This is a genomic window from Paenarthrobacter sp. TE3676, assembly GCF_056279165.1.
The window spans coordinates 317,195-341,117 of the sequence record NZ_JBWBQU010000002.1 but is presented as its reverse complement, the minus strand read 5'-3'; the positions used below and the strand labels follow the sequence as shown (position 1 = coordinate 341,117).

The following is a 23,923-nucleotide window of genomic DNA, read 5'->3' as shown; positions in this document are numbered from 1 at the left end:
GCACCCAAAGACCTCCCATGAGGAACCCAGAAAAGAAAACCCTTCCCACTCAGATGGGAAGCAAACCAAACAGGAGACACCATGTCCAACGCAATCGTTAACTTCCACCAGGCCGGCCTGACCGATCTTGCACGCGCCCACAGCACCTTCGCGGCTGCTGACGAGCTCGGCGGCGACGCTGCCAGCGAAGCTCCCGCAACCTCGCCGCTGTGCATCGGCATCATCGTTGGCGCCACACTCGGTGCCGGCTGCTAACCCTCCCAGGGCGGCATCCCAACCAAACGGCGTTACAACCACAAGCAACATTCATTAGCACCCCGGACGCACCCACCACGTGGTGCCATCAAAAGGAGACACCATCATGGCGAACACCATCACTGACATCCCGCAGGCCGACCTCACCGACTTGGCCCGGGCGCACAGCACCTTTACGGCTGCTGACGAGCTCGGCGGCGACGCAGCCACCGACGCGCCGGCCACCACGCCGTTCTGTGCAGGGGTGATCATCGGCGCAACCCTGACCATGGGCTGCTAGGCAGGCCTGAACACGGGGAAGGCGCCAGCGAGGTGGTGGAAACATCACGCTGGCGCCTCCTGACCCATTTCTGTCCGACCCACCCTCCTGAATGCTGAGACCTGCCATGACCACCACTGACAGCAGTCCCCGTCCGATATGGGCGGACCTCACCCTCGAAGCCTTCGGATACTCCAAGGTTGCCCTGATTCTCACAGGCTCGGCAGTCACCCAAGTAATGCCCTTCTGGATTGAATGGGCTGTTTCCGCGGCACCGGAAACAGAGTTCAAGGTGATCATGCGGGACTCCGCGCAGCGTTTTATCACCCGTCACAGCATTGAGTCCCGGCTGAAATCCCGTGTACAGGCCGATAGCTGGGGGGAAGAGCTCATTGCTGCGCACATCGATTTGGCAGAGTGGGCGGACCTCATCCTGGTCTATCCGGCAACCCTGGACTATTCATCGCGCTTGGCTCATGGCATCGCTGATTCGCCGTCGTTGCTGGCAGCAATGACTACGGAGGCCCAGGTCTGCATCGCTCCGGCCTTGCCGCCGCGAGCCTTGGCGAACCCGATTGTTGCCGAGACCCTCAGGAAACTGCGTATGCCGGAGAATTTCCTGGTTATTGACCCCGTCCCTGGCCCCAGCGAGTCCAGCGACGTCGCCTTGGCCTGGGTGCCGCCGTCGTTCCCTGCCGTGATGCGCCGGCTGGAAGAAGAACGGCTCCTACGTGCGGGGATGACCAAAGACGCGGCTACGGTATGAGCGCCGCGATGAATTCCCGGCAGAAGGCCGTCATCCGCTCGACCCGGACGGATCTGCTGTCCACGGGTGTCTACGAGGTCGGAGGGGCCTATGAATGGGTGCATAGCCTCGGCGTCGGAGTGCCGATTCCCTTCTCTTCCCTGCCGGTCAGCATCGATTCTGTCCCCTGTACTGACCTCCTGGTAGTAGGTGTCGGGGGTGATCGCCACCGTTCTTACTCGACGCCGGCCGGGTCCACGGTCTTCGACCTCATCACGGCAGGAGAGCCTGCAAATCTCAAGGCAGCAGGGCGGCTGTGGGGTACTGCTTTGAGCTGTCTCCATGAAAATGCGTCCCTCATCGGCGACTTTCCTGAAAGCACGCCACGAACCGTCCAGCGCGCGGAGCCCTGGCTGGGAGGGACATGGGCGCCGGCGCGCGAAGTCCTGGGCGAAATCGGCCTGTTGGAGATCCGTCGTTGGATCAAGTCCATGCTTTCCAGCCCTGACCAAGTGGTGGTTCACGGATATCCCGGGATGGCCCACTGGGTGGTGACCCCCGATGGCGCCGCCGGCTCGCTTCTCACCGGTGAGGACCTCGGGCTTGCCCACCCCGGCTATGACATCGCCTGGGTGCTCGGAGAGATGGCGGAACTGCACGCCTTCCACCCTGCGCTCCGGCCAGCCCTCGACGAAATGCGCAACGGTTTCCTGGAAACATGCGGGGCAGCTCCCGGACAGTCCGGGATTGGCCCGGCACTGGCCTTCAGGATCGCCCAGCATGCCTACGACTGGCACCACTACGCCGGCGCAGGCGAAGCCCAGGCGAAGGCACTGCTGCGCCTCGCTGGCTCGTACTTGGACACCACCATGGAGGTGCGATGACTACCCCTTCCGTTCTCGGCACACTGGACGGCCGAGCTGTGTACGGCATGCGATCGGACACCGGGACAAGGCTGATCGCCATCCACGATCCTTCCGCCCGCATCATTTCCATGAGCCTCGGGGTGCCGGCGGGAATGCGCCATGAAATGCCGGGAGAGGAAGGCATGCTGCACCTCCTCGAACACATGGTCTACCAGGACAGCGAAAACGTCACGGCATCCGAACGGCAGGTTTCCGTTCACAAGGCCGGGGGAGTCCTCGGCGGTAATACGCACATGGACTATTCCGAGTTCTACGAAACCGGTCCCAGTGGACACCTCGAACAGATCGCCAATCGCCTGGTTGAGCAGGTGTTCCGTCCCGCGCTGACGCAGCATCAGATAACTGAACAAATAGGTGCCGTTGCGACAGAACGGGCTCAACGTCTGGCTCAAGCTCCGGGGGGAGTCTTGCCGTGGCCGCACCTGACTGCACGCTATTGGGCGGACCACCCCAACGGTCACGACGGCACTGGCGATAGTGACCTCGCAGCCCGGGTTACCCGTGAAAAGCTACGAGCTCTTCATCGCCGCCTTTACCGTCCCTCGGAAGCCGTTTTGACGGCGGTGACATCGGAGGATCCCTTGGAAGCGCTCCGGTTGCTGGCCGCGCCGTTCTCGGGAATTTCAGACGAGGAGCCCTTGGTTCCCGTGCTCCAAAACTCCGTCCGCAGGGGTGGGTCGACGTCCACGATCTACTCCATCGAGGTCGAATCCACACGCGTACTCTCCGCTACAGCGGCAGCGATTGGGGATTCGGCAGGTCCGGACCTCCTCGGCGACCTTGTGGCAGCTGAGCTGCTCTCCCAGCAGGATGGTCTTGACGCCAGCGTTGGCTTGTTCGGGCCAGGGGACCTGACCCGGGACGACCTGTTTGTCTTGGTCGATGACACCGGACAGGCCATTGATCCTCCCGAGAGATTCCGGGCGTTGGCTATTGCGGATGATGCAGCCATCATGCTTGCGGCCCGTCGCGCAGTACTCCGGATGGAAAGGTTCACCCACGATGACCAACGGCTCGCGCGGACCGTCACACGTGACGTGCTCCTGAGGGGGACCCCGACGTTCGCCGCTGAACTGGCGGAGTCCCTCGCCGAAATATCCGACGACGCCGCGCGGCTAAGGCCCATAGTCACCGCCGCGGCACGGCGTCTCGCCGATCAGGACTCCGTGACACTGACCGTCCAGCCCTCCGAGGAGATTCTCCAATGATCACCACTCGCCGGTACTTTGGCCAGGTTGACCGGCGTTCCCGCTTCACCACCGTGTCGATGGGCTGGCGGACTGCTTCCGACGGCGTCCCGCGCCTGCGTGATGCCGTTACCCGGGCCGGGGAACAGGGCGGGCCAGCCAAGCAGCCGGTTTCCGTGACATGGACGCCCGGTGACGGCGCCGTGGTGATGACGGCGACACTGCCGGAGGTTGCTGCACGGAGCTGGATTGAAGATGTCATGAACACCGGGCAGTTGGGAATATTTGGTGACCCAGTGCTCGCTGTTGTGGGTACTGCCAGCGTCCTGGAAGATCTTGAAGGCCGCCTGTGGGAACGCAAGGGAGAAGTGTCTCCCTCTCCTCAGCAAGCGTTCCGGAGCACCATGAAGCAGACCACGGCACAAGGATTCGAGCAGACATTCATCATCGGTCAGGACCCGGCCGCGAACGTCGGGTTCGCCGCAACTTTCCTGGCCATCTGCCTGATCGCCGGAGGACCGGGAACCCTGCTGCCCGACGCCATTCAAAAGTCCGGGTACCAAGCAATCCTTCAAGCCGGCCGGGGGCTGGAGGGCTCTACGGCAACGGTGACGTGGCAAGTCATCGCGTCCCGGCCCAACGGGTCGGCCGTTCTGGAAACGGCGCTATCAACAGTGGCTGGATTCAGTGTTGCGGAGCACTTGGAAGCTGTGGAGCAGGCCAGGGAATTTGCCCGCACGAATCTAAATCGCGCGTGGCAGTCCCCGCTTGAACTGGCCCGTTCCCTTGCCCATTACGAGGTGATGGGATGGGGTGGCGAGCTCGTCCGCAGTCCGGATACCGCCGTCGACCATGTGGCCCCAGCTGCCATTGAGCAGGCCGTCGAAGGCTTGGTTCGGCCCATCAAGGAGATCTTGGGCCGCAGCTAGCTTGTCCGGGTCCTACGAACCCAGCCCTGTCCGCGAACCGGGGCTAAGGTCCACGAGCCCTCCTTCGACGGCGGCTACAAGGATCTGCACCCGATCCCTCACGCCGAGTTTCTCCATCACGTTCACGAACCGCGCCTTGATGGTGGACTCTGTCACGAAGAGCTCTGCAGCCATCTCCCGGTTGCTCATTCCACGTCCCAGCAACTGGATCACCTCCAGCTCCTTCTTGGTCAACGCGTCCACGAGCTTCGGGTCTGGAACGACTTCGGCCGGGACGGACTCCGCCAGCCCTGTCACAACATGCCGTGTCACTTTGGAGGATAGTACGGACTCACCGGCCATCACAGTGTGGATGGCGGCAGTGATCTCCTTGGGCAGCGTGTCCTTGACCAGGTAACCTGACGCTCCAGCACGCAATAGGTCTACCACGTAGCGATCCGTCGAGAAGGTGCTCAACCCCAGGATGGCGATTTCCGGGAAGTCTGCATGGATTTGGGCCGTTGCAGCCACACCGTCCATCACCGGCATCTGCATATCCATCAGGATCACATCCGGGCGAAGCGAAGCTGCCTGGACCACCGCCACGCGCCCATCCGACGCCTCACCTACGACCTCGATGGACGGGTCCGACGAGAGGTAATCACGCAGGATCTCCCGCGCCAACAGCTCATCATCCACCAACAACACTCGCGTCATACTGATCCCCCAATGTCAGTCACGGAGCCAATCCTCCCATAAATGCGATCACGAATTGGCGGACGCCAAGCCTTCCAGCGGGATGGACACCGCGGTGGTCCAGCGCCCGTCCCTGAGGCCGACGTCCATGAATCCTCCGAACACTTCGCAGCGGGCACTCATAGCCTCAAGCCCGGTCCGGGAAGACATGATCGGCTCCGCGGTGGAGACCGTGTTCTCTGATGCCAGTTGCACGCGATCGGCCCCTACAGACAAGCGCAGATCCACTATCCCGGACGGGTCGGCGTGTTTGAGCACGTTGGTCCCCATTTCCCGTACCGTCCGGCGAAGCGCCTGGCGCAGGCTGGCCGGAATCCGGGCTACTTCGCCCTCGACGACGAGGCTCACCTGGAAGCCTGCCCGATCCAATGCTTCGACCACTCCGTCGAGGTCATGGACCAAGCCCACGGCGGTGGTGGTTTCACCGGACATCGCTGGAGCATCCAGGAAATCAGTGTCCTGCCCTTCGCGGTCCGGTGTCTGCGAACCGCTTCCCGGCTCGTCCCTTTCCTCTTCCTTGAGAAGGGTCACAAGACTGCGCAGATCCTGCAGGGTCTGCTGCGCTGCATTTCCAATGCCCTCCAGGATTTGGGATGTCTTTGCCTGGTCGTTCACGAACTCAGCGCGTCGCGCTTGCATGGCAATGATGGTCACGTCGTGGGCCACGATGTCGTGAAGCTCATGGGCCAGACGGGTCCTTTCCTCACTGCGGACTTGCGCCTGTTGCTCCTGCAAATCACGGATGTGGTGTGTGCTTTGTTCGTAGCGATGCCGGTAGACGTTGACGCTGCGCCATGCTGCGGCCGCAAGGAAGACCACCAGGGCCAGCAGCACTGCCGGTTGGTCGGCCATCTCAGGCGTTGATATGTACAGTCCCAGCAAGACGCTGGGCACGAACAACGAAAAATTGATGGCCAGCTTCCACGGAAGAAGGAAGGAACAGAAAGCCACCACCACCATGGTGGGGAAGATCATCGCCACCAGGAGGGAAGCGTCTCCGCCCAGGATCGTGATGACCGCCAGGGAGAGGCACCAGGCAACAGCCGCTTGCATGGCACCGAGCAGTAGCGCGAGAAGCGGCAGGTACGGGACTACCAGCTCCAGCCATCCCTGAAACGACGAAAGATCGTGTTGTTGCCAGCGAATCCCCAACGCCAAAAAAAGCAAGGTTGCCAGAACGATGGCCGAGCGAAGAACCCACCCTCCGGGCAGGGGTTTGACGTCCGCGAGCCAGTTCGTCCTACTCATTCACCCAAGTATTACAGAGCCAGCGATTCAACCTCGACGGCGGTGAGGCCCGCCTCGCGCAGAAAGCTCCGCACGTCGCCGAACTCCTGCGCGAACCCGGCCAGGAAATGCCGCATCGCAGCTTCGGGGCTCTGCAGGATCATGAGGTCGGGGCTGAAATACTCCGCCGGTGTTGAGGGAACGCTCAGGCGCCATGTTTCTGCCATGACTTCCAGGACGTCCGGCAGGTTGACTGTGGTGGCCGCATAATCCGCCACCACCTGGTCCTCGGTTCCTCCTGCTGCCAGGAGTCCGATTGCCGACACCACACCTGTTCGGTCTTTGCCCAGCGAACAGTGAACAAGCGTGCGCTTGCCGCGGGCGACCGGTCGCAGAGCGTCACCCACCCATTCGGGCCGCAGCCGGATCCAGCCCAGATACAGATCCCCGAGGTCTTCGGCCGTTTCCACGGCCTGGAGCGACCCTGCGATGGCGTTCGGGTCCAACGGGTTATGGATGAGTTCGACGGCGGGCGGGACGACGGCGGCAGGCCCGCCACCGGCGTCGTTGTCGTCCTGAACCAGCCACGGAACCAACGAACGCTCAAGCTCGCTCCGCAGGTCCACAATTGCCTGGATGCCGTGCTCCGCCAGGAAACCCGACGTTGCAGCGGCATCCAAACCGAACGGCTGGCTTCCTCTGAGTATCCGGCCGCCGGCCAAGGGACGCAGATTGAGCACAGCCATGGTTTTCCCTTAGATCTGGCTCTTGAGGTCGGCCACCGAGTTCAGGATCTGGTTGGGCCGGAACGGGAAGGACACGATTTCTTCGCGCTGCGTGATGCCGCTGAGTACCAGGACCGTGTGCAGGCCCGCTTCCATGCCGGCCACGATGTCCGTGTCCATGCGGTCGCCGATCATTGCCGTGGTCTCGGAGTGGGCGTCGATCTGGTTCATGGCGGAGCGGAACATCATGGGGTTTGGCTTGCCCACAATGTACGGCTCGCGGCCCGTGGCTTTGGTGATCATGGCCGCGATGGCACCGGTCGCGGGCATGGGGCCGTCCTTGGAGGGACCGGTGGCGTCCGGGTTGGTGGCGATGAAGCGGGCGCCCGCCAGGATGTGGCGGACGGCCATGGTGATCGCCTCGAAAGAATAAGTACGCGTCTCGCCGAGCACCACGAAGTCGGGGTCGGTGTCCGTGAGGATGAACCCGGCCTCGTGCAGCGCCGTTGTGAGTCCGGCTTCGCCGATCGTGTAGGCACGGTTGCCCGAATCAGAGGACTGGACCTGGTCCTTGAGGAACTGGGCGGTGGCCAGCGCGGACGTCCAGATGTTCTCTTCGGGGACTTCCAGGCCGGACGCGCGCAGGCGGGCAGCGAGGTCGCGGGGAGTGAAGATGGAGTTATTGGTCAGGACCAGGAAGCGCTTGGACGTGTCCACCCAGCGCTGGATCAGCTCAGCCGCGCCGGGGATCGCCTGGTTTTCGTGAACCAGTACGCCGTCCATGTCCGTGAGCCAGCATTCGATTTCGTGGCCGTTCCGGTAAACCGATGTGGATGTGGTTTCTTCTGCCATATTTGCCTCCGGCTGGGATTGTTCATGCACTGCCACCCAGTCTTTCATCATTCGGGCGGCTTATCCTCCTGTGATCCCGCTTATGTGGATAGTTCTGCCCATGCAGATAGCTGCTTTGACTTGCGTTGCGCCCGTCTTGCTCGACTACGCTTGTGGCGGCGCTGGCTTCCAGGCGCTGGCGTGCCACCACCGTGGGTCGGGGGATCGACATGGTGAATTTTTAGGTGCCGCCGCATTGTTAGCAGGTCCCCTCGTTCCGGATCGTCCACCAGGTGTCCCCAGAGACATCCCGGTGTCCACCGCATGTGAAAGGGCCTGTCATGAGCAACAACAACGGAGTGCCGCAGCCTCCCTACAACCCGGACGGTGTTCCGCAGCCGCGATACGACACTGGCAAGGACCAGTACAGCCAGTACCAGCCGGGGCAGACTCAGCCGATTTATCAGCCGGAAGCCCAGACTGAGGCTTTCCCAAACCAGCCGGTGCATCCCGATGGCGAGTACGCCGAAACCGTCCACCGCTACCCCCAAGCGCAGCCCGGGCAACCGGGATACCCGGGCCAGCCGGGCTACCCGGGCCAGCCGGGCGGACCCGGAGGCCCCGGCCAGAACCCGGGCGACCACAACAAGAAGTCCCTGTTCCTCATCCTGGGTGGTGTGGCCGTCGTCGTGATTATTGCGCTGGTGGTGACCTTCACGTGGCTGATTCCATCGATGACCAAGCCGACAGCCGTTGATACTCCGTTGCCATCGGTGACGTCCTCCGAAGAAGCGTCCGAGGCCGCAGCCGAGCCGTCTGCTGAACCTTCCGGCGAGGCGTCGGCATCCTCTGAGATCCCCGCTGACGCCATCCCCCTGCCCGCAGGGTGGGACGAGTTGGCCGGACCCAGCAACGTACCGGCTGATGGCGATCCGCTGTTCAGCAAGTGGGTCACGGGTGAATCTTCCTTCCAATACCTGGCCGAGTGGACCCACGACGAGTCGTTTGGCATCACCAAGGACCCCACCACCGGTGTAGAGATCCAGAAGAAGGCCCAAGGAACTCTGGAGGCCGACGGTGACGGAATTGCGCTCGCCTACGCTTTCTTCGCAGAGTCTGAGGAAGGCAAGTTCGGCAAGGATCCGGCAGAGATCAAGAAGGCCATCAAGGACATCGAGACCCGCTACAAGGGGATGACCGCTACCGAACTGCCCCAGAACCTGGTGGGCCACAAGTGCACAGCCGACTTCAAGACCACCATGCCGGAAATCCGTGAGTTCCGCAGAGGTGCGGCTGTTGTCATCGGATTCACGTGCACCAATGCCCGCGGCGAAGAGATTCAGGCCGTGAACCTGTTCTCCGTGACGCCGTGGGGAACCCCGCAGATGCTCGGCGTCAGTGGCCACAAAACGTATTGGGATGCACACCCCGGGCTCTTCGAGCAATTGGGTAACTCGTACCGCATCAACAAGTGGAAGATGGGCTGACGGCGCTCAGCTCAGCGCTCAGGCAGGCAACGGGGCAGGGCTAAAGTTGAGGGGTGACTGACCTTCCCCCCAATAACGCCCTGCCCACGCCTGCCGAAACCACACCGGAAGGTGAGGCGGAAACGAAACCCGAGGTCGGCGTCGGACCTTGGGAGGGCGAGTGGCCGGTGGGCGAGCACTGGGACGCGGACCTGTTGAGGGATGGTGACCGCCGCAACGTGGTGGACCAGTATCGCTACTGGAAGCACGAGGCGATCGTGGCCGACCTTGATTCCAAGCGGCACGACTTTCACATCGCGATTGAGAACTGGCAGCACGACCTCAACATCGGGACCGTAGTGCGGACGGCCAACGCCTTTCTCGCCAAAGAGGTACACATCATTGGTCGACGGCGGTGGAATCGTCGCGGGGCCATGGTCACCGACCGCTACCAGCATGTCCGCCACCACCCCACCGTTGAGGACTTCGTCCAGTGGGCTGAAGAGGAGGGGCTGGCGGTGATCGGCATCGATATCTTCCCGGACTCCGTGCCGCTGGAGACCTACGACCTCCCCAAGAATTGCGTGCTGGTGTTCGGCCAGGAGGGCCCCGGCCTGACGCCGGAGGTGCACTATGCCGCCGTCGCAACGCTGTCCATTGAGCAGTTCGGCTCCACCCGGTCCATGAACGCAGCATCGGCCGCGGCCATCGCCATGCACGCCTGGGTCCGCCGGCACGTGTTCCAGCAGCCCGTCTCTTAGCCCCCTGCCGAGTTGGCCCCGCCCCGCCGAGTTGGCACTTAACCCCCATGTTTTCCGAAAACTTGGGGGTTAAGTGCCATCTCGCGGCAAGAAATATTCGCTGAATCCCTAGGCCCGGATGTTACTCATAAGTAACATCTGGCGTGAACCGTGCTCAACGATGAGCACGGCTACTACTGGAGGTTCAATGAAGCATCCTTCTCTACGACTGTCTTCCGCTTTCATCCTTGCTTTCCTGCTCGCGGCGGGCAGCGGTGGGGCTGCCACTGCGGCCCCGGAGACAGCCGACTTTTACGCCGCCCCGGCCGCGCTGCCACCCGCCAACGGCGACGTGATCCGGACTGAGCCGTCGGTCTTCTACGTCGATCCCCTTAAGACCATCAGGGCGCAGGCCGCGGTGCAGCGGGTCATGTACCGATCCGTGAACAGTGCCGGTGTTCCCGTCGCAGTGACCGGCACTGTCCTGGTTCCGTCCACGCCCTGGATAGGCGCGGGCGCTCGTCCGCTGGTGGGGTATGCCGTGGGAACCCAAGGGCAGGGCGATCAGTGCGCGCCCTCCCGGGCCATGGCTGCGGGCGAGGAGTACGAGGGCGTCTTCATCGCCGGTTTACTGGCGCGGGGATACTCCGTTGCGGTGACCGATTATGAAGGACTGGGCACTCCGGGCAGCCACACGTATATGGATCGCGCATCGCAGGCACACGCAGTGCTCGACGTCGTCCGCGCGGCCCAGCGACTAGGTAACCCTCAGCTTGCGGCCGGCGGACCAGTGGCCCTTGCGGGATACTCCCAGGGTGGTGGCGCCTCGGCAGCTGCCGTCGAACTTGCGGCGCAGTACGCGCCGGAGCTGAACCTCAAGGGCGCCTATGCCGGTGCGGTCCCGGCTGATCTTCCCTCCGTGGGACGCAACCTCGACGGCGGTCTGTACACCGGCTTCCTTCTCTATGCGGTGACCGGCATGAGCGCTGCCGGGAGGCTGGACCTTAGCCCATATCTTAGTGTTGCCGGCCAAGCGAAAATCGCAGCGACGGACCAGGAATGCACTGTGCAGTCCATTGCCTCCAGCGGCTTCCTGGACACTACCAAGCTCACGGTGTCTGGGGAGAAGCTGAGTTCACTGTTGGACCTGCCGCAGGTCAAGCCGGTGATCGCGGAACAGAAAATCGGCAACGGGCGTGCCCCCGTGGTTCCGGTGCTGCTCTCCCACAGTGTGCTGGACGATGTCATTCCTTACGATCAGGGCCGCCAGTTGGCCAAGCGATGGTGCGCGGCGGGTTCGTCGGTGTACTTCGATACCACCGCCGGGGCTACCCACGTTGGAGGGTTCGCGGCGGCGATCCCGCAGGCCTTCGTGTTCCTGGAGCGTCGCTTTGCGGACAGGAGCCCGGCGAGCAACTGCTGGCTGTACGGATAACTCACCCCCCGCCGAACTGGCAGATAACCCCCATGTCCGGGCCCAACATGGGGGTTATCTGCCAACTCGCAGGGCGGGCGGCGGCAGCACCTGTGGATAACCCCGCGGGGAGTCCGGTGGGCAAGCCAGAATGAGGAATGCGCAGGACAAACCTTCCGGACCATCTGACCACGGGCTCGTTTTCCTTGCGTGCATCGGACAAGGCCGGCGTGACCCGCAAGCGCACTGCTGCCAAGGATCTGGTGACAGTTTCCCGCGGTGTGAGGGTGCCGGTCCTGTCGGGTGCCACGGGGGCGGCAGCCCTACGGGCTTACACGGACTTGGATGATGCGTCCGTGCTTGTCATGCTCAGTGCCGCCCGGCTCTGGAATGTCCCGCTGCCCGGCTATGTCAGTGGCGATTGGCGGATTCACCTGGCCCGGCGGCGGGGATTCAGTTTTCCCCGGCGGGTCAACGTGGCCGGACACCTCCTCACCTTCCTGGCGGGGGAGACCGCTGAGTACGACGGCGTCAAGCTCACCTCGCCCGCGCGGACCTGGCTGGACATGGCTTCCGTGCTGAAGCCGGAGGACCTGGTCGCGGCCGGCGATTCCCTGGTGTGCTCGCACGGTCCCGATTTCCCTGTGCCTAAGGACCCGCTATGCAGCATCGAGGAGTTACGGGAGATCGTGGGGCGCCACCCTGGGATGCGCGGAGTGCGCACGGCACGGGCAGCATTGGAACTCATCCGGGTCGGCGCCGACTCGGCTCCGGAAACTCACATGCGGTTGGCTTTGATCGAGGCGAACCTGCCTGAACCTGAACTGAACCACGTGGTCCGCAATCACCTCGGCCTGCCAGTCCTGTGGCCGGACGCCGCGTACCTCGAGTGGAAAGTCTCGCTTCAGTACGACGGCCAACACCATGGCGGCGCCGAACAACACCTCAGGGACATCGAACGCCAGGAACGCTCCCTGGCCTATGGCTGGCTTGAAGTCCGGATCTCCAAGCACGACCTCGAAGGTGAGAGACCCGCCGTCGTTCATAAAGTCCGCCGGGCGCTCCAAAGCCGCGGATGGAAGTAGCGCCGAGGTGGCACTTAAACCCAATGCTCGGCCGCAACATGGGGGTTAAATGCCAACTCGGCGGAAGTGTTAAGAACCATCAGTGACCCGAAACACGGCGTCCCGGCGGATATCGCTAGGATGGGTGCAAGCCGTAAGCGGTCTACTCCAGGGTTACCAACCCACAGACGAATTCAGCATAGGAGTCACCATGCCCATTGCAACCCCAGAGATTTACTCCGAGATGATCGACCGCGCAAAGGCTGGCGGATTCGCTTTCCCCGCGGTCAACGTGACGTCGTCGCAGACTCTGAACGCTGCGATCCGCGGTTTCGCCGAGGCCGAATCGGACGGCATCATCCAGGTTTCCACCGGTGGCGCAGCCTACTGGTCCGGCGCGTCGGTTAAGGACATGGTTGCCGGTTCCCTCGGCTTCGCCGCGTTCGCCCGCGAAGTAGCCAAGAACTACAACGTCAACATCGCCCTCCACACGGACCACTGCCCGCAGGACAAGCTGGCGGACTTCGTCCTCCCGCTGCTGGCCGCTTCCGAGGAAGCCGTGAAGGCCGGCAAGGACCCGATCTTCAACTCGCACATGTGGGACGGCTCGCACGAAGCCCTCTCCGAGAACCTGCGCATCGGCCGCGAGCTGCTGGAACGCGCCGCAGCTGCCAAGATCATCCTCGAAGTTGAAATCGGCACTGTCGGTGGCGAAGAAGACGGCGTTGAGAACGAAATCAACGAGAAGCTCTACACCACCACCGAAGACGCCCTCGCCACCATCGAGGCCCTCGGCGCCGGCGAAAACGGCCGCTACCTCACCGCGCTGACCTTCGGCAACGTGCACGGCGTGTACAAGCCGGGCAACGTGAAGCTCCGCCCGGAACTGCTCAAGCAGATCCAGTCCGAGGTTGGCGCCAAGATCGGCAAGGAAAACCCGTTTGACCTGGTCTTCCACGGCGGTTCTGGATCCACGGAGCAGGAAATTGCTGACGCTGTTTCCTACGGCGTCATCAAGATGAACATCGACACCGACACCCAGTACGCGTTCACCCGCCCGGTCGCCGGCCACATGTTCTCCAACTACGACGGCGTCCTCAAGGTCGACGGCGAGATGGGCAACAAGAAGACCTACGACCCCCGCGTCTGGGGCGCTTCCGCCGAAGCCGGCATGGCTGCACGCATCGTCGAAGCCGCCCAGCAGCTCGGATCGGTTGGCAAGACCTTCTAATGTCCGACGAATTCCGGAAGAACCTGATGGGGCCGGAGCCCACGCTCCTGCCCGCCGAAACCGAGATCTACCAGCATCTGACACTCGGCAACGAAGCGCTGGACCTGGTGGCGAAGAACCCCACGTCGTCTCTTCTGTGGGCCATCCTCGCGGAGGAAGCCTGGGCGGAGGGCCGGACCATTGAGTCCTACGCCTACGCCCGTGTTGGCTACCACCGCGGCCTGGATTCCCTGCGCCGCAACGGTTGGCGCGGCGTCGGACCCATCCCGTGGGAGCACGAGCCCAACCAGGGCTTCCTTCGGGCGCTCTACGCTTTGGGTCGCGCCGCTTCTGCAATCGGCGAGGCTGAAGAGCCGGAGCGGATCGAGAAGTTCCTGAACGACTCTGACCCCAAGGCCAAGGCAGCGCTCGAAGCCCGCTAGGGACTCAAGCAAACGACGACGGCGACCCTCACCGAAAGGCGAGGGTCGCCGTCGTTTTTAACCCAAGTAAGTAGCAGCAGAGCGCGTTTTGACCGCTCAAAACGCGCTCTGCTGCGACCTAGTTGGGTAGCCGCGGGCGCCCCAACGGAACCACCAGCGGTGTGTGGGTCACGGGGTCGTCGATGATCCGGCAGGCCATGCCGAACACTTCTTCCACCAAGGATTCAGTGATTACGTCCGCGGGAGCGCCTTCGGCCACCACCACGCCGTCCTTCATGGCGATGATGTGGTCCGCGTAGCGGCTGGCGTGGTTGAGGTCGTGCAGTACGGCAACCAAGGTGTGGCCCTTGTCCAGGTTCAGCTCGCGGAAGAGTTCCAGCAGCTCGATCTGGTGGGCGATGTCAAGGAACGTGGTGGGTTCGTCCAGGAGCATGAGCGGCGTCTGCTGGGCGAGGACCATGGCCACCCACACACGCTGCCGCTGGCCGCCGGACAGTTCATCCACCAGTCGGCCGGACAAGGACGCGACACCGGTGGCCTCCATCGCTTCGACGACCGCAATCTCATCGGAGACGGACCACTGCCGCAGCAGCTTCTGGTGCGGGTAGCGGCCGCGGGCTACAAGGTCCGCAACGGTGATGCCGTCGGGCGCGATGGAGGATTGCGGCAGGAGCCCGAGACGGCGGGCAAGTTCCTTCGCGGGCAGTGAGGTCACGGATTTCCCGTCGAGCAGGACCTGTCCGCTGCGGGGTTTGATCAGCCGGGCGAGGGCGCGCAGCAGCGTGGATTTGCCGCAGGCGTTGGGCCCGACGATGACGGTGAACTGCCCCTCGGGGATGCGCACGTTGAGGTTTTCGGAAATGATGCGTTGCTCATAACCGATGGTCAGTGCTTCGGCGTGGAGCTGCGGCGCAACAGAGGTGAGGCTCATGATTTCCTTGCTTCCCTGGCCAGCAGCCAGACGAGGTAGATACCGCCGATACACACCGTCACAACGCCCACGGGCAGCTGGATCGGGGCGAACAAGCGCTGGGCTGCGAGGTCGCTGGCCACCAAGAGGAATGCACCCATCACGGCGGATGGCACCAGGGTGATACCGGCGCTTCGGGTAAGACGACGGGCAAGTTGGGGCGCGGCCAGGGCCACGAACGCGATGGGACCCGCAACCGCCGTGACGGCTGCAGTCAACGCCACGCCCAGGATCAGCAGCAACAAACGGGTGGGTTCCGCCCGGACTCCCAAGGCGCGGGCGGCGTCGTCGCCCATTTCCAGCAACTGCATCCGACGCGCCACTGCCAGCGTGGCCACGCCAACCACAACAACCACGACGGCGGCAGGCGCCGCTTGCTCCCACGTAATGCCGTTGAGGGACCCGGCACCCCAGACAGCTGCAGCCAGGGCTGCCTCAAGTTCGGCCTGCAGGATCAGCCAGTGGTTGAACGCGGCCAGCATGGCGCTGATGCCGATGCCCACAATGATGAGCCGGAAGCCCTGGGAGCCGCGCCGGTAAGCCAGCAAATAGACGGCCAGGGCTGTGAGGATACCGCCAACGAGGGCACCCGCTGCGATGCCAAGGTAACCGCCTCCAACAGTCAGCATCACAAAAAGCGCACCCGTGTAGGCGCCGGTATTGAAGCCGATAATGTCCGGGCTGCCCAGTGGGTTTCGGGTCATCGATTGGAAGATGCCGCCGCTCATTCCCAAGGCTGCACCGAACACAAGTGCCGAAAGAACGCGGGGGAGCCGCCATTCCATGACGATGGTTTGGGCCAGCCCAGGGGCGTCGCCCGTGAAGGCTTGCAGGACTTGCTGCACGGTGACGTCGTAGTCGCCGGTTGCCAGGCTCACGATCGCTACCGTAAGGGCCGCGAGGATCAAAGGGATGCAGACAAGAATGCTGCGGACATCGAACCGGAGGCTCAGCGAGCGGTTGCGGACCAGGGCTGTGGGCCGGCCAAAATCCAGGCGACTTCTTGGGTCCAATTGCGTCATAGCCCACTCACTTTCCGGCGGCGAGCCAACGCGATAAGGACCGGCGCACCGATGAACGCCGTCACCACACCCACCTGAAGCTCGCCGGGCGCGGCGACCCTGCCCACCACGTCCGACACCAGGAGCAGGATAGGGGAGAGCACCACGGTGGTGGCCAGGATCCAGCGCTGGTCCGGGCCAACGATCCACCGGGCTACGTGTGGAATCATGAGCCCCACAAAGCCGATCGCACCTGCTCCGGCAGTCGCTGCTCCGCTGAGGAGGGTGATGGCCACGACGCCCAGGATCCGGGTGCGGTCGACGTTGGCGCCGAGGGAGGTGGCGAGGTCGTCGCCCAGTGCCACGGCGTTGAGCCCGCCAACGCAGAACAGGGCGATGATCAATCCCACCACCATGAACGGCGCCACGGTCATGACCGACTCCATGCTCCGGGTGTCCAGGGAGCCGATGCTCCACGAGCGCAAGTGGTCGAAAGCCTTGGGGTTCAGGAGGGTGAGTCCCGAGCCGATACCGGTGAGGACCGCGCCCAGGGCAACACCGGCGAGGGTCAGCCTGATGGGATTCATCACGTTCCTGCCGGAGGTGCCGATCAGGTAGACCGCTGCGGTGGTCAGGATTGCCCCGGCAAACGCGAACCAAATGTAGCTGCTGAGGGATCCGATACCGAAGACGCCGATGGCAATCACCATGGCAAACGAAGCTCCGGCGTTGACGCCCAGGATGCCCGGATCGGCCAACGGATTCCGTGTGATCGCCTGAATGAGCGCGCCGGCCACGCCAAGGGAAATGCCGACGGCGATGCCCATCAATGTACGCGGCAGCCGATTCTGAAGGATGATCGCATGATCCGCCGTGTCCTGGGGATTGATGAACGCTTCAAGGACCGTTGTCGCAGGGATGAATTTTGCTCCCACACCGAGACTGAGGATCGCCGCGCCCAGAAGGACTGCTGCCGCGAAGGCGAGAAAGAGGATCCGCCAGCGGGATTTATTGACGACGCCGGAACTGGCAACTGCGGTTGCAGCCGGACGGGCGGGAGCGGCTACTTGGGACATAACGCCGTCGATGGGGACACAGCAGGGAACCATTTCGAAGAGGGGCAGCAATATGACGGCCATTCCGTGACCGTCGTCACAACGTCACGAATGTGTATCTTAATTAGGTTAGCCTTACCCAGTGAAAAATGACGATTTTGAAGTGCAGCCGCGTAAGGCCTCCCGCATGCGTAAGCTCGCTATGAAGGTGGCCGGAGTCGCCTTGGTGGTCGGCCTCATTGCGGGCTGCGGCACCAGCGGCGGGTCAGGTTCGGCTGCCGGCAACGCCGACGTTGCCACGGGCGGTTCCAAGTTCACCACCGCGGACCAGGAAACGGCCAAGCTGGGCACGGACGCTGCCCCCGGCGTTTTCCCGCGGACCCTGAAGCACGCCAACGGTGAGACCACACTGGAGAAGAAGCCCACCCGCGTTGTGGTCCTCGACACCGGCGAGTTGGACGACGTCGTGACCCTCGGCATCACGCCGGTGGGCATGGCCACCACTGAAGGCGCCAACCCTGTCCCCACTTACCTGGCTGACAAGGTCAAGGATGTGGCTTCCGTAGGGACCATCCAGGACCTCAACCTTGAAGCAATCGCAGCTCTCAAGCCGGACCTCATTCTGGGCAGCCAGCTCCGCGCCGACAAGCTGTACAAGCAGCTGTCTGCCATCGCCCCCACGGTCTTCAGCATCCGCCCCGGATTCCCGTGGAAAGAAAACTTCCTCCTGGTGGGCAAATCCCTGGGCGAAGAGGACAAGGCCGTCAAGGCGCTCAACGATTACCAGGCCGAAGCGGATGCCCTCAAGGCAGACGTGAAGGGCGATCCCAAGATTTCCCTGGTCCGCTTCCTGCCGGGCAAGATCCGCCTGTATGCGAACAAGTCGTTGATCGGCGTCATCCTGAAGGACGCGGGCCTTGCCCGTCCCGAGAATCAGAACATTGATGAACTCGCTGCCGAGATTTCGGCCGAGAACATCGAACAGGGCGACGCGGACTGGATCTTCTACAGCAGCTACGGCGATCCCGCAGCAACAGGCGAAACCTCCGTGGTTGAAGGCGCAGTCTGGCCCAAGCTTGGCGCGGTCAAAGCCGGCCAGGCAAAGTCAGTCAGCGACGACGTTTGGTTCCTCGGCCTCGGCCCCACAGGCGCCCAGCTGATCCTGAAGGATCTCCGCAGCATGCTGGTCGGCTAAGGCCTCCAGATCAACACAAGCACCCCAACGACGACGGCGGCCCTCACCAAAAGGTGGGGGCCGCCGTCGTTATGCGTGCGTTGGCAACTAGGCCTTGCGGGGAATGCCCGTCCGGGCCATTGCCTCGGCGTAGGCGCCGTGGATGGCGTCCAGGTATTCCTGCTGGCGGGCAGGGGTGCCGGCGAAGGAACGGCCACCCAGCGAGCGGACCTTGAAGGTCTTGAAGCCGCGGCGGGCGATGCTGGCCGGTGCGGCCTTCATGAGCTGATCGGCCAGGCGGTGTGCCTCGTTGCCGTGTGCCACCAGGGCGGACGTACGCGGCAGGAGCTGCAGGAGGCGCAGGAGCGGCTTGAGGCCTTCGGTGATGTTGGCCGGAGTCAGCTTGCCCGGTTCCTCGGACGGCTCGATCCACGGGTAGGCGTTCCAGGGCATCATGAGTGCGGGACGCAGGCCCAGCTGCCACTGCATGCCGAGCATGCGGGTGTTGGCTTCCTCGTCACCCGGGTTGATGAAACCTTCGCCGGTGTTGGTGCGCTGATTGGAGAAAAGGCTGACGATGCGGCAGTCATCCATGCTGTGGGCGGGGTCGATGTAAAGGACCTCGCTGCCCGGCTTCTGCTCCTTGATGGAGTCGCACAACTCGTTGACCTCGGCGATGTGCGGTTCGTAGCGGCGGTTCCAGAGGATTTCTTCGGGTGATTCAGTCGCCAGTTCTTGCATCAGGGGTTAGGTCTCCTAGGTGTTACAGCGCACCGTTCCAAGGTGCCGCGGGCATGCCGCAGCCAAACCTCAAAGGGTGCTGTTGGGGGCTAACTAACCTTACCGGACTATGGGGGTGAACGGGTGCCGCTTCGGCGCGCCCCCGAATGCGACACGGCGTGTTGCCTCGGAACGTGGCGGGAGTCTCGACTGCGGCAGGCAACTCTCGACGGCGGCGGGCGGCTTACGCATGCTGAACAACAGGCGCTGGCCTGCCTTAATGGCGACAACGCGGTCTACAGTTCCGCCCCAACAGCGGCCAAACACCAGACAAACCGTTGTCATCGGCTAAACTTGGCTGGTAAGAGCCCCGAAACTCTTGCGTATGCCGTGCCTTGTGGCAGGCTGCACCAGCTACGTCGGGGCATTCTCATGTACGGCGTCTCGTCCTGGTCATCCGGCTGGGTCCGGGCCCGAAAGAATGGGGGAGGATCCCATGCCCGCTATCGTGATCGTCGGAGCCCAGTGGGGCGACGAAGGCAAAGGCAAAGCAACCGATCTGCTCGGTGGCCGCGTTGACTACGTGGTTAAGCCCAACGGCGGTAACAACGCCGGGCACACCGTGGTTGTTGGCGGTGAGAAGTATGAGCTGAAGCTCCTTCCCGCGGGCATCCTGAGCCCCAACGCAATACCTATTATCGGCAACGGCTGCGTGGTGAACCTGGAGGCCCTCTTCCAGGAAATCGAAGGCCTTGAAGCCCGAGGCGCGGACACGTCCCGCCTGCGGGTCTCGGCCAACGCCCACCTCGTTGCTCCGTACCATCAGGTCCTGGACAAGGTGACCGAGCGCTTCCTTGGCAGCCGGGCCATCGGAACCACGGGCCGCGGCATTGGACCCGCATACATGGACAAGGTGGCCCGCTTAGGCATCCGCGTCCAGGATGTCTTCGACGAATCCATCCTCCGCCAGAAGGTGGAAGGGTCGCTGCGCCAGAAGAATGAACTGCTGGTCAAGGTCTACAACCGCCGCGACATCGTGGTGGACGAGATCGTGGAATACTTCCTGTCCTTCGCCGAGCGCCTGCGCCCGCTGGTCATCGACAGCACACTGGTCCTCAACAACGCCTTGGACGAGGGCAAGGTTGTGCTCATGGAAGGCGGCCAGGCAACGTTCCTGGACGTCGACCACGGCACCTACCCGTTCGTCACCTCGTCCAACCCCACAGCCGGCGGCGCGTCTGTTGGCTCCGGCATTGGCCCCACCCGCATTTCGCGGTCCATTGGCATCATCAAGGCCTACACCACGCGTGTTGGCGCAGGCCCGTTCCCCACGGAACTGTTCGACGAGATGGGCGTTTACCTGCAGAAGACCGGCGGCGAGTTCGGTGTGAACACCGGCCGCCCCCGCCGTTGCGGTTGGTACGACGCCGTCCTGGCCCGCCATGCTTCCCGGGTCAACGGCTTCACGGACTACTTCGTCACCAAGCTGGACGTCCTCACGGGCATCGAGCAGATCCCCGTCTGCGTTGCCTACGACGTTGACGGAGTGCGCCACGATGAAATGCCCATGACGCAGACCGAGTTCCACCACGCTGTGCCCATCTTCGAGTACTTCGACGGCTGGACCGAGGACATCACTGGGGCCCGCACCCTGGAAGACCTCCCGGAGAACGCGCGCAACTACGTGCTGGCCCTCGAAAAGCTCTCCGGCACACGCTTCTCGGCCATCGGCGTCGGCCCGGACCGCGACCAGACCATCGTTGTTCACGACCTGATCAACGACTAAGTACTACTAAATTCACGACGACGGCGGGTCACCCGAGGTTCCTCATGGAACCGACCGGTGGACCGCCGTCGTCGTTGGATGAAGTACTCGGCCACCGTCAGATTGATGACCCAGGATGCGCCCATGAGCACTGCCCTTGTTGCCTCGTCGGTGGGGCCCGCAACCAGCATCCAGGACAGGAACACGAAGGCCTGCGTTCCCGCGCCCAGTGCGATGGCGTATGCACGCGTCATCCACGCGCCGTGGGTGGCGTAGTCGCGCCGTCGGATGGCGAACAGCCCCATGATGATGCTCGCAACCATGGCGGAACCAAAGATCAGCCGAAGAACCAGAAGGGCTTCGCCATCACCTTCCGGCAGGGCGTAGAACATCGACATCCATAGGCCGGACAAGCCAGCGAGCAGGCCCGCCGGTACCAGGATGCGTCCGGCCATTTGGTGCCACGATTGCCTGCCGCGTCGAGGTGGGGAAACACGTCGAAGCGTGGGTGCGAACTGAAAGGCTCCCAGAAGGCTGTACACCGTGACTGTGACGATGTGCGTTACCACCGGGATGGGTGAAGCGAAGAACCGGGCGTTCTGCGGAGTGACGTTCGCGCCGCCCGTCAGCTCGGTGAGTCGCGCGGCGCCGGCAATCACCGGGATGAGGCTGAGGACGATCAGGGCCACTGGCACGGCCCATTTTGTGCGGCGGTTCCGGATCTGCGGGGTGTTTTTGGATGTCATGACTCTGCCTGCGTTCTGGGTGGATAACGGAAGGTGATGGGTGGAGACCACTAGGTGTACGGTGTACACCTTTATGATCCAAACACTAGGTGTACGCTGTATACCTGTCAAGGCTGTACCCGTCCTTGGCTTAGTTCGGAAGGAAGTCGTATGACCCTGCTAGCCGAGGCAGCCCGGCGCATACCCCTGAACCGTGACCGCGTCCTAAGCGCCGCTGTCGTTCTCGCGGACGAGGTGGGTATCGAGTCGCTCAGCATGCGTCGCCTGGCACAGGAACTAGGCGTCGTTCCGATGGCGCTGTACAAGCACGTTGCCAACAAGGAAGAACTCCTCGGCGGCATGGTGGACACCATTGTTGGCGAAATCGGCCCACCTCTATCGGATGTTCCGTGGAAGTCCGCTGTCCGGCTCCGGGTCCTCTCGGCCAGACAGGTGCTTCTGCGGCATCCCTGGGCCCGCCCTGTGATCGAGACCCGCACCAACGTGACCCCCGCAGTCCTCGGGTATATGGACGGCTTCGCTGGGATGTTCTTGGCGGGCGGATTTTCGGTGGATCTCACGCACCATGTCATGCATGCCATGGGAAGCCGAATGTGGGGTTTTACCCAGGAGGTCTTCGATGACTCTGCGGGGGCTGGGAACCAGCATGCACAGGTGCCGGCGGAAGCCCGGGCCGCCATGGCCCAGCAGATGGCCGAGAACTTTCCCCATCTCTTCAAGATTGCTGCCGTGGCAGCGCATGAGGACGGTTCCGTGGTCGGGAACGGCTGCGACGACCAATACGAGTTCGAATTTGCCCTTGACCTCCTCCTGGATGGATTCGAGCGGCTCCACCAGCAGAACTGGACATCAGGCGGGGGCAAGGGCAAATGAGCACAGCGACTGACGAGGGGGTCGGGTTCCGTTCCCGGCGCGGGCCCATACTGATAGCGCTGATGCTCGCAACGGGCTTGGTGGCGATAGATGCCACCATTGTTGCCACGGCAGTGCCGTCCATCGTGGAGGACATAGGCGGCTTCGCCTCGTTCCCTTGGCTCTTTTCCGCCTACCTGCTGGCACAGGCCGTCTCCGTCCCTGTTTACGCCAAGCTCTCAGACGTGGTGGGCCGCAAGCCAATCATCCTGGGTGGCATAGGCCTTTTCCTGCTTGGCTCGATTCTCTGCGGGCTGGCTTGGAGCATGCCTGCGCTCATTGCCTTCCGAGTGCTCCAGGGGCTCGGGGCGGGCGCAGTCCAGCCTGTGGCAATCACGATTGCGGGTGACATTTACACCCTTGCAGAGCGGGCAAAAGTCCAGGGATATCTGGCCAGCGTGTGGGCCGTTTCTTCCGTAGTGGGACCAACCCTAGGAGGCGTCTTCGCGTCATTGGGAATCTGGCGGTGGATCTTCCTCATCAACATCCCGCTGTGCCTGATCGCAGCCTGGATGCTCCTCCGAACTTTCCACGAGAACGTCGAGAGAACCAAGCACCGCATCGATTACGCGGGAGCCGGACTGCTGACGATCTCTTTGAGCCTGCTCATCCTCGGAGCCCTCCAGGGCGGTCAAGCCTGGCCCTGGGATTCCCCGATCAGCTTCGCCGTGTTTGGCGGAGGGGCATTGCTGTTTGTTGTGTTTCTTTTGGTGGAAAGGAAGGCGGCGGAGCCTGTCCTGCCACCCTGGGTTGTCTCCCGGAGGCTCCTGGCGACGACGGCGATGGTCGCTTTCGGTGTTGGCGCGGTCATGCTTGGCATCACAACCTACGTCCCGACGTTCCTGGAAGGGTCCCTTAAAACCTCGCCCCTTCTGGCCGGGCTCGCCTTGGCGGCGTTGACCATTGGCTGGCCCATCAGCGCGTCGCAAGCCGGCCGGTTGTACCTCCGAATCGGCTTCAAAAACACGGCCATTATCGGCATCGTGATTACGGTGATCGGCTCGGCCATCCTTGCCCTCACCGCCTCCACGCCCAACATTCTGCTGGTGGCAATGGCGTGCTTCGTCGTCGGGCTCGGACTGGGGCTGGTCGCGACGCCTAGCCTTATTGCCGCGCAGACCAGCGTCGAATGGAATGAGCGCGGCGTCGTCACGGGCACTAACCTCTTTGCGCGTTCAATAGGCAGCTCTATCGGTGTTGCGGTTTTCGGCGCCATTGCCAACGCTATCTACGCCAACAGTCCCGGCGGCGGTCCCGATCCGCAAACTACCGTGCACGCGTCCACTGCCGTCTTCCTGGCGGTGCTCGTCAGCGCAGTACTTACTGTTGTGGCGGTCCTGGTGATGCCCGCCGACGACGGAACGCACAGGAACAAAGAACGGGCTCAGAAGCCCAGCTCGGAGCCTGCCAACGACTAGTCTCGA

25 protein-coding genes are annotated in these 23,923 nt (G+C 63.1%); 16 read left to right on the top strand and 9 right to left on the bottom strand.

The features are described 5' to 3' along the window. Positions 1-81 precede the first annotated feature (81 nt). The 6 genes from ACZ881_RS05450 (at position 82) to ACZ881_RS05425 (ending at position 4,301) form a co-directional block, all read left to right on the top strand. Complete coding sequence (locus tag ACZ881_RS05450) at positions 82-255, top strand: hypothetical protein (RefSeq protein WP_476113091.1); 174 nt, start codon at positions 82-84, stop codon at positions 253-255. Between the two features lie 106 nt (positions 256-361). Continuing rightward, a complete protein-coding gene (locus tag ACZ881_RS05445; RefSeq protein WP_476113089.1) occupies positions 362-535 on the top strand; it encodes a hypothetical protein in 174 nt (57 codons plus the stop codon). A gap of 106 nt (positions 536-641) precedes the next feature. After that, a complete protein-coding gene (locus ACZ881_RS05440) occupies positions 642-1,280 on the top strand; it encodes a flavoprotein (RefSeq protein WP_243836660.1) in 639 nt (212 codons plus the stop codon). 8 nt (positions 1,281-1,288) lie between these two features. Further along, the gene (locus tag ACZ881_RS05435; RefSeq protein WP_476113087.1) at positions 1,289-2,143 is read left to right on the top strand and encodes a hypothetical protein; all 855 of its coding nucleotides are present in this window, start codon (positions 1,289-1,291) and stop codon (positions 2,141-2,143) included. Then, a complete protein-coding gene (locus ACZ881_RS05430) occupies positions 2,140-3,393 on the top strand; it encodes a M16 family metallopeptidase (protein WP_476113085.1) in 1,254 nt (417 codons plus the stop codon). The genes ACZ881_RS05435 and ACZ881_RS05430 overlap by 4 nt, the downstream gene beginning before the upstream one ends. After that, positions 3,390-4,301 (top strand): hypothetical protein, encoded by a 912-nt coding sequence (locus tag ACZ881_RS05425; RefSeq protein WP_476113083.1) that lies wholly within the window; start codon positions 3,390-3,392, stop codon positions 4,299-4,301. Before ACZ881_RS05430 ends, ACZ881_RS05425 begins: the two co-directional genes overlap by 4 nt. 12 nt (positions 4,302-4,313) lie before the next feature. Here ACZ881_RS05425 and ACZ881_RS05420 read toward each other — a convergent pair whose 3' ends face one another. From ACZ881_RS05420 to ACZ881_RS05405, 4 genes are read right to left on the bottom strand one after another with little or no spacing between them, the layout of a single operon-like run. Continuing rightward, complete coding sequence (locus ACZ881_RS05420; protein ID WP_474659834.1) at positions 4,314-4,997, bottom strand: response regulator; 684 nt, start codon at positions 4,995-4,997, stop codon at positions 4,314-4,316. 48 nt (positions 4,998-5,045) lie between these two features. Continuing rightward, a complete protein-coding gene (locus ACZ881_RS05415) occupies positions 5,046-6,284 on the bottom strand; it encodes a sensor histidine kinase (RefSeq protein ID WP_178996669.1) in 1,239 nt (412 codons plus the stop codon). Positions 6,285-6,295: 11 nt separating this feature from the next. Beyond that, on the bottom strand, positions 6,296-7,009 hold the full coding sequence (locus ACZ881_RS05410; RefSeq protein WP_476113080.1) for a tyrosine-protein phosphatase: 714 nt from the start codon (positions 7,007-7,009) through the stop codon (positions 6,296-6,298). A gap of 9 nt (positions 7,010-7,018) precedes the next feature. Continuing rightward, positions 7,019-7,840: an HAD-IIA family hydrolase gene (locus ACZ881_RS05405; protein WP_035761154.1), complete on the bottom strand. Its 822-nt coding sequence runs from the start codon at positions 7,838-7,840 to the stop codon at positions 7,019-7,021. A 320-nt stretch (positions 7,841-8,160) separates the two neighbouring features. On the opposite strand from ACZ881_RS05405, the gene ACZ881_RS05400 reads away from it, so the two are divergent. The 6 genes from ACZ881_RS05400 (at position 8,161) to ACZ881_RS05375 (ending at position 14,156) form a co-directional block, all read left to right on the top strand. Continuing rightward, positions 8,161-9,306 (top strand): hypothetical protein, encoded by a 1,146-nt coding sequence (locus tag ACZ881_RS05400; protein ID WP_476113077.1) that lies wholly within the window; start codon positions 8,161-8,163, stop codon positions 9,304-9,306. A 53-nt stretch (positions 9,307-9,359) separates the two neighbouring features. Further along, on the top strand, positions 9,360-10,046 hold the full coding sequence (locus tag ACZ881_RS05395; RefSeq protein WP_476113075.1) for a TrmH family RNA methyltransferase: 687 nt from the start codon (positions 9,360-9,362) through the stop codon (positions 10,044-10,046). 187 nt (positions 10,047-10,233) lie between these two features. Next, positions 10,234-11,460 carry a lipase family protein gene (locus ACZ881_RS05390; RefSeq protein WP_476113073.1) on the top strand — a complete coding sequence of 409 codons (1,227 nt, stop codon included), beginning with the start codon at positions 10,234-10,236 and terminating at the stop codon, positions 11,458-11,460. Positions 11,461-11,597: 137 nt separating this feature from the next. Next, complete coding sequence (locus ACZ881_RS05385) at positions 11,598-12,524, top strand: endonuclease domain-containing protein (protein WP_476113071.1); 927 nt, start codon at positions 11,598-11,600, stop codon at positions 12,522-12,524. Between the two features lie 190 nt (positions 12,525-12,714). Next, complete coding sequence (gene fbaA, locus ACZ881_RS05380) at positions 12,715-13,734, top strand: class II fructose-bisphosphate aldolase (protein WP_091465056.1); 1,020 nt, start codon at positions 12,715-12,717, stop codon at positions 13,732-13,734. Continuing rightward, positions 13,734-14,156, top strand: a complete 423-nt coding sequence (locus ACZ881_RS05375) for a DUF3151 domain-containing protein (protein WP_476113068.1) — start codon at positions 13,734-13,736, stop codon at positions 14,154-14,156. Before fbaA ends, ACZ881_RS05375 begins: the two co-directional genes overlap by 1 nt. A 118-nt stretch (positions 14,157-14,274) precedes the next feature. Here the strand turns inward: ACZ881_RS05375 and ACZ881_RS05370 are convergent, their stop codons facing one another. From ACZ881_RS05370 to ACZ881_RS05360, 3 genes are read right to left on the bottom strand one after another with little or no spacing between them, the layout of a single operon-like run. Next, positions 14,275-15,087: an ABC transporter ATP-binding protein gene (locus ACZ881_RS05370; RefSeq protein ID WP_476113066.1), complete on the bottom strand. Its 813-nt coding sequence runs from the start codon at positions 15,085-15,087 to the stop codon at positions 14,275-14,277. After that, positions 15,084-16,148, bottom strand: a complete 1,065-nt coding sequence (gene fepG / locus ACZ881_RS05365; RefSeq protein WP_476113064.1) for an iron-enterobactin ABC transporter permease — start codon at positions 16,146-16,148, stop codon at positions 15,084-15,086. The genes ACZ881_RS05370 and fepG overlap by 4 nt, the downstream gene beginning before the upstream one ends. Continuing rightward, complete coding sequence (locus ACZ881_RS05360; RefSeq protein WP_476113869.1) at positions 16,145-17,236, bottom strand: iron chelate uptake ABC transporter family permease subunit; 1,092 nt, start codon at positions 17,234-17,236, stop codon at positions 16,145-16,147. Before ACZ881_RS05360 ends, fepG begins: the two co-directional genes overlap by 4 nt. Positions 17,237-17,369: 133 nt before the next feature. Here ACZ881_RS05360 and ACZ881_RS05355 point away from each other — a divergent pair, with 133 nt between their 5' ends. Next, a complete protein-coding gene (locus tag ACZ881_RS05355; RefSeq protein ID WP_476113062.1) occupies positions 17,370-18,377 on the top strand; it encodes an ABC transporter substrate-binding protein in 1,008 nt (335 codons plus the stop codon). Between the two features lie 87 nt (positions 18,378-18,464). Here the strand turns inward: ACZ881_RS05355 and ACZ881_RS05350 are convergent, their stop codons facing one another. Continuing rightward, entirely contained in the window at positions 18,465-19,097 is a 633-nt protein-coding gene (locus ACZ881_RS05350; RefSeq protein WP_091465063.1) for a hypothetical protein, read from the bottom strand. A gap of 475 nt (positions 19,098-19,572) precedes the next feature. On the opposite strand from ACZ881_RS05350, the gene ACZ881_RS05345 reads away from it, so the two are divergent. Continuing rightward, positions 19,573-20,862, top strand: a complete 1,290-nt coding sequence (locus ACZ881_RS05345) for an adenylosuccinate synthase (protein WP_178996637.1) — start codon at positions 19,573-19,575, stop codon at positions 20,860-20,862. Here the strand turns inward: ACZ881_RS05345 and ACZ881_RS05340 are convergent. Next, a complete protein-coding gene (locus ACZ881_RS05340; RefSeq protein ID WP_179017892.1) occupies positions 20,859-21,587 on the bottom strand; it encodes a DUF2306 domain-containing protein in 729 nt (242 codons plus the stop codon). The genes ACZ881_RS05345 and ACZ881_RS05340 overlap by 4 nt on opposite strands. Positions 21,588-21,737: 150 nt before the next feature. Here ACZ881_RS05340 and ACZ881_RS05335 point away from each other — a divergent pair, with 150 nt between their 5' ends. Both ACZ881_RS05335 and ACZ881_RS05330 read left to right on the top strand, forming a co-directional pair. Next, positions 21,738-22,460, top strand: coding sequence for a TetR/AcrR family transcriptional regulator C-terminal domain-containing protein (locus tag ACZ881_RS05335; RefSeq protein WP_476113059.1), 723 nt, complete (start codon positions 21,738-21,740; stop codon positions 22,458-22,460). After that, positions 22,457-23,917 carry an MFS transporter gene (locus tag ACZ881_RS05330; RefSeq protein WP_476113057.1) on the top strand — a complete coding sequence of 487 codons (1,461 nt, stop codon included), beginning with the start codon at positions 22,457-22,459 and terminating at the stop codon, positions 23,915-23,917. The genes ACZ881_RS05335 and ACZ881_RS05330 overlap by 4 nt, the downstream gene beginning before the upstream one ends. Positions 23,918-23,923 lie beyond the last annotated feature (6 nt).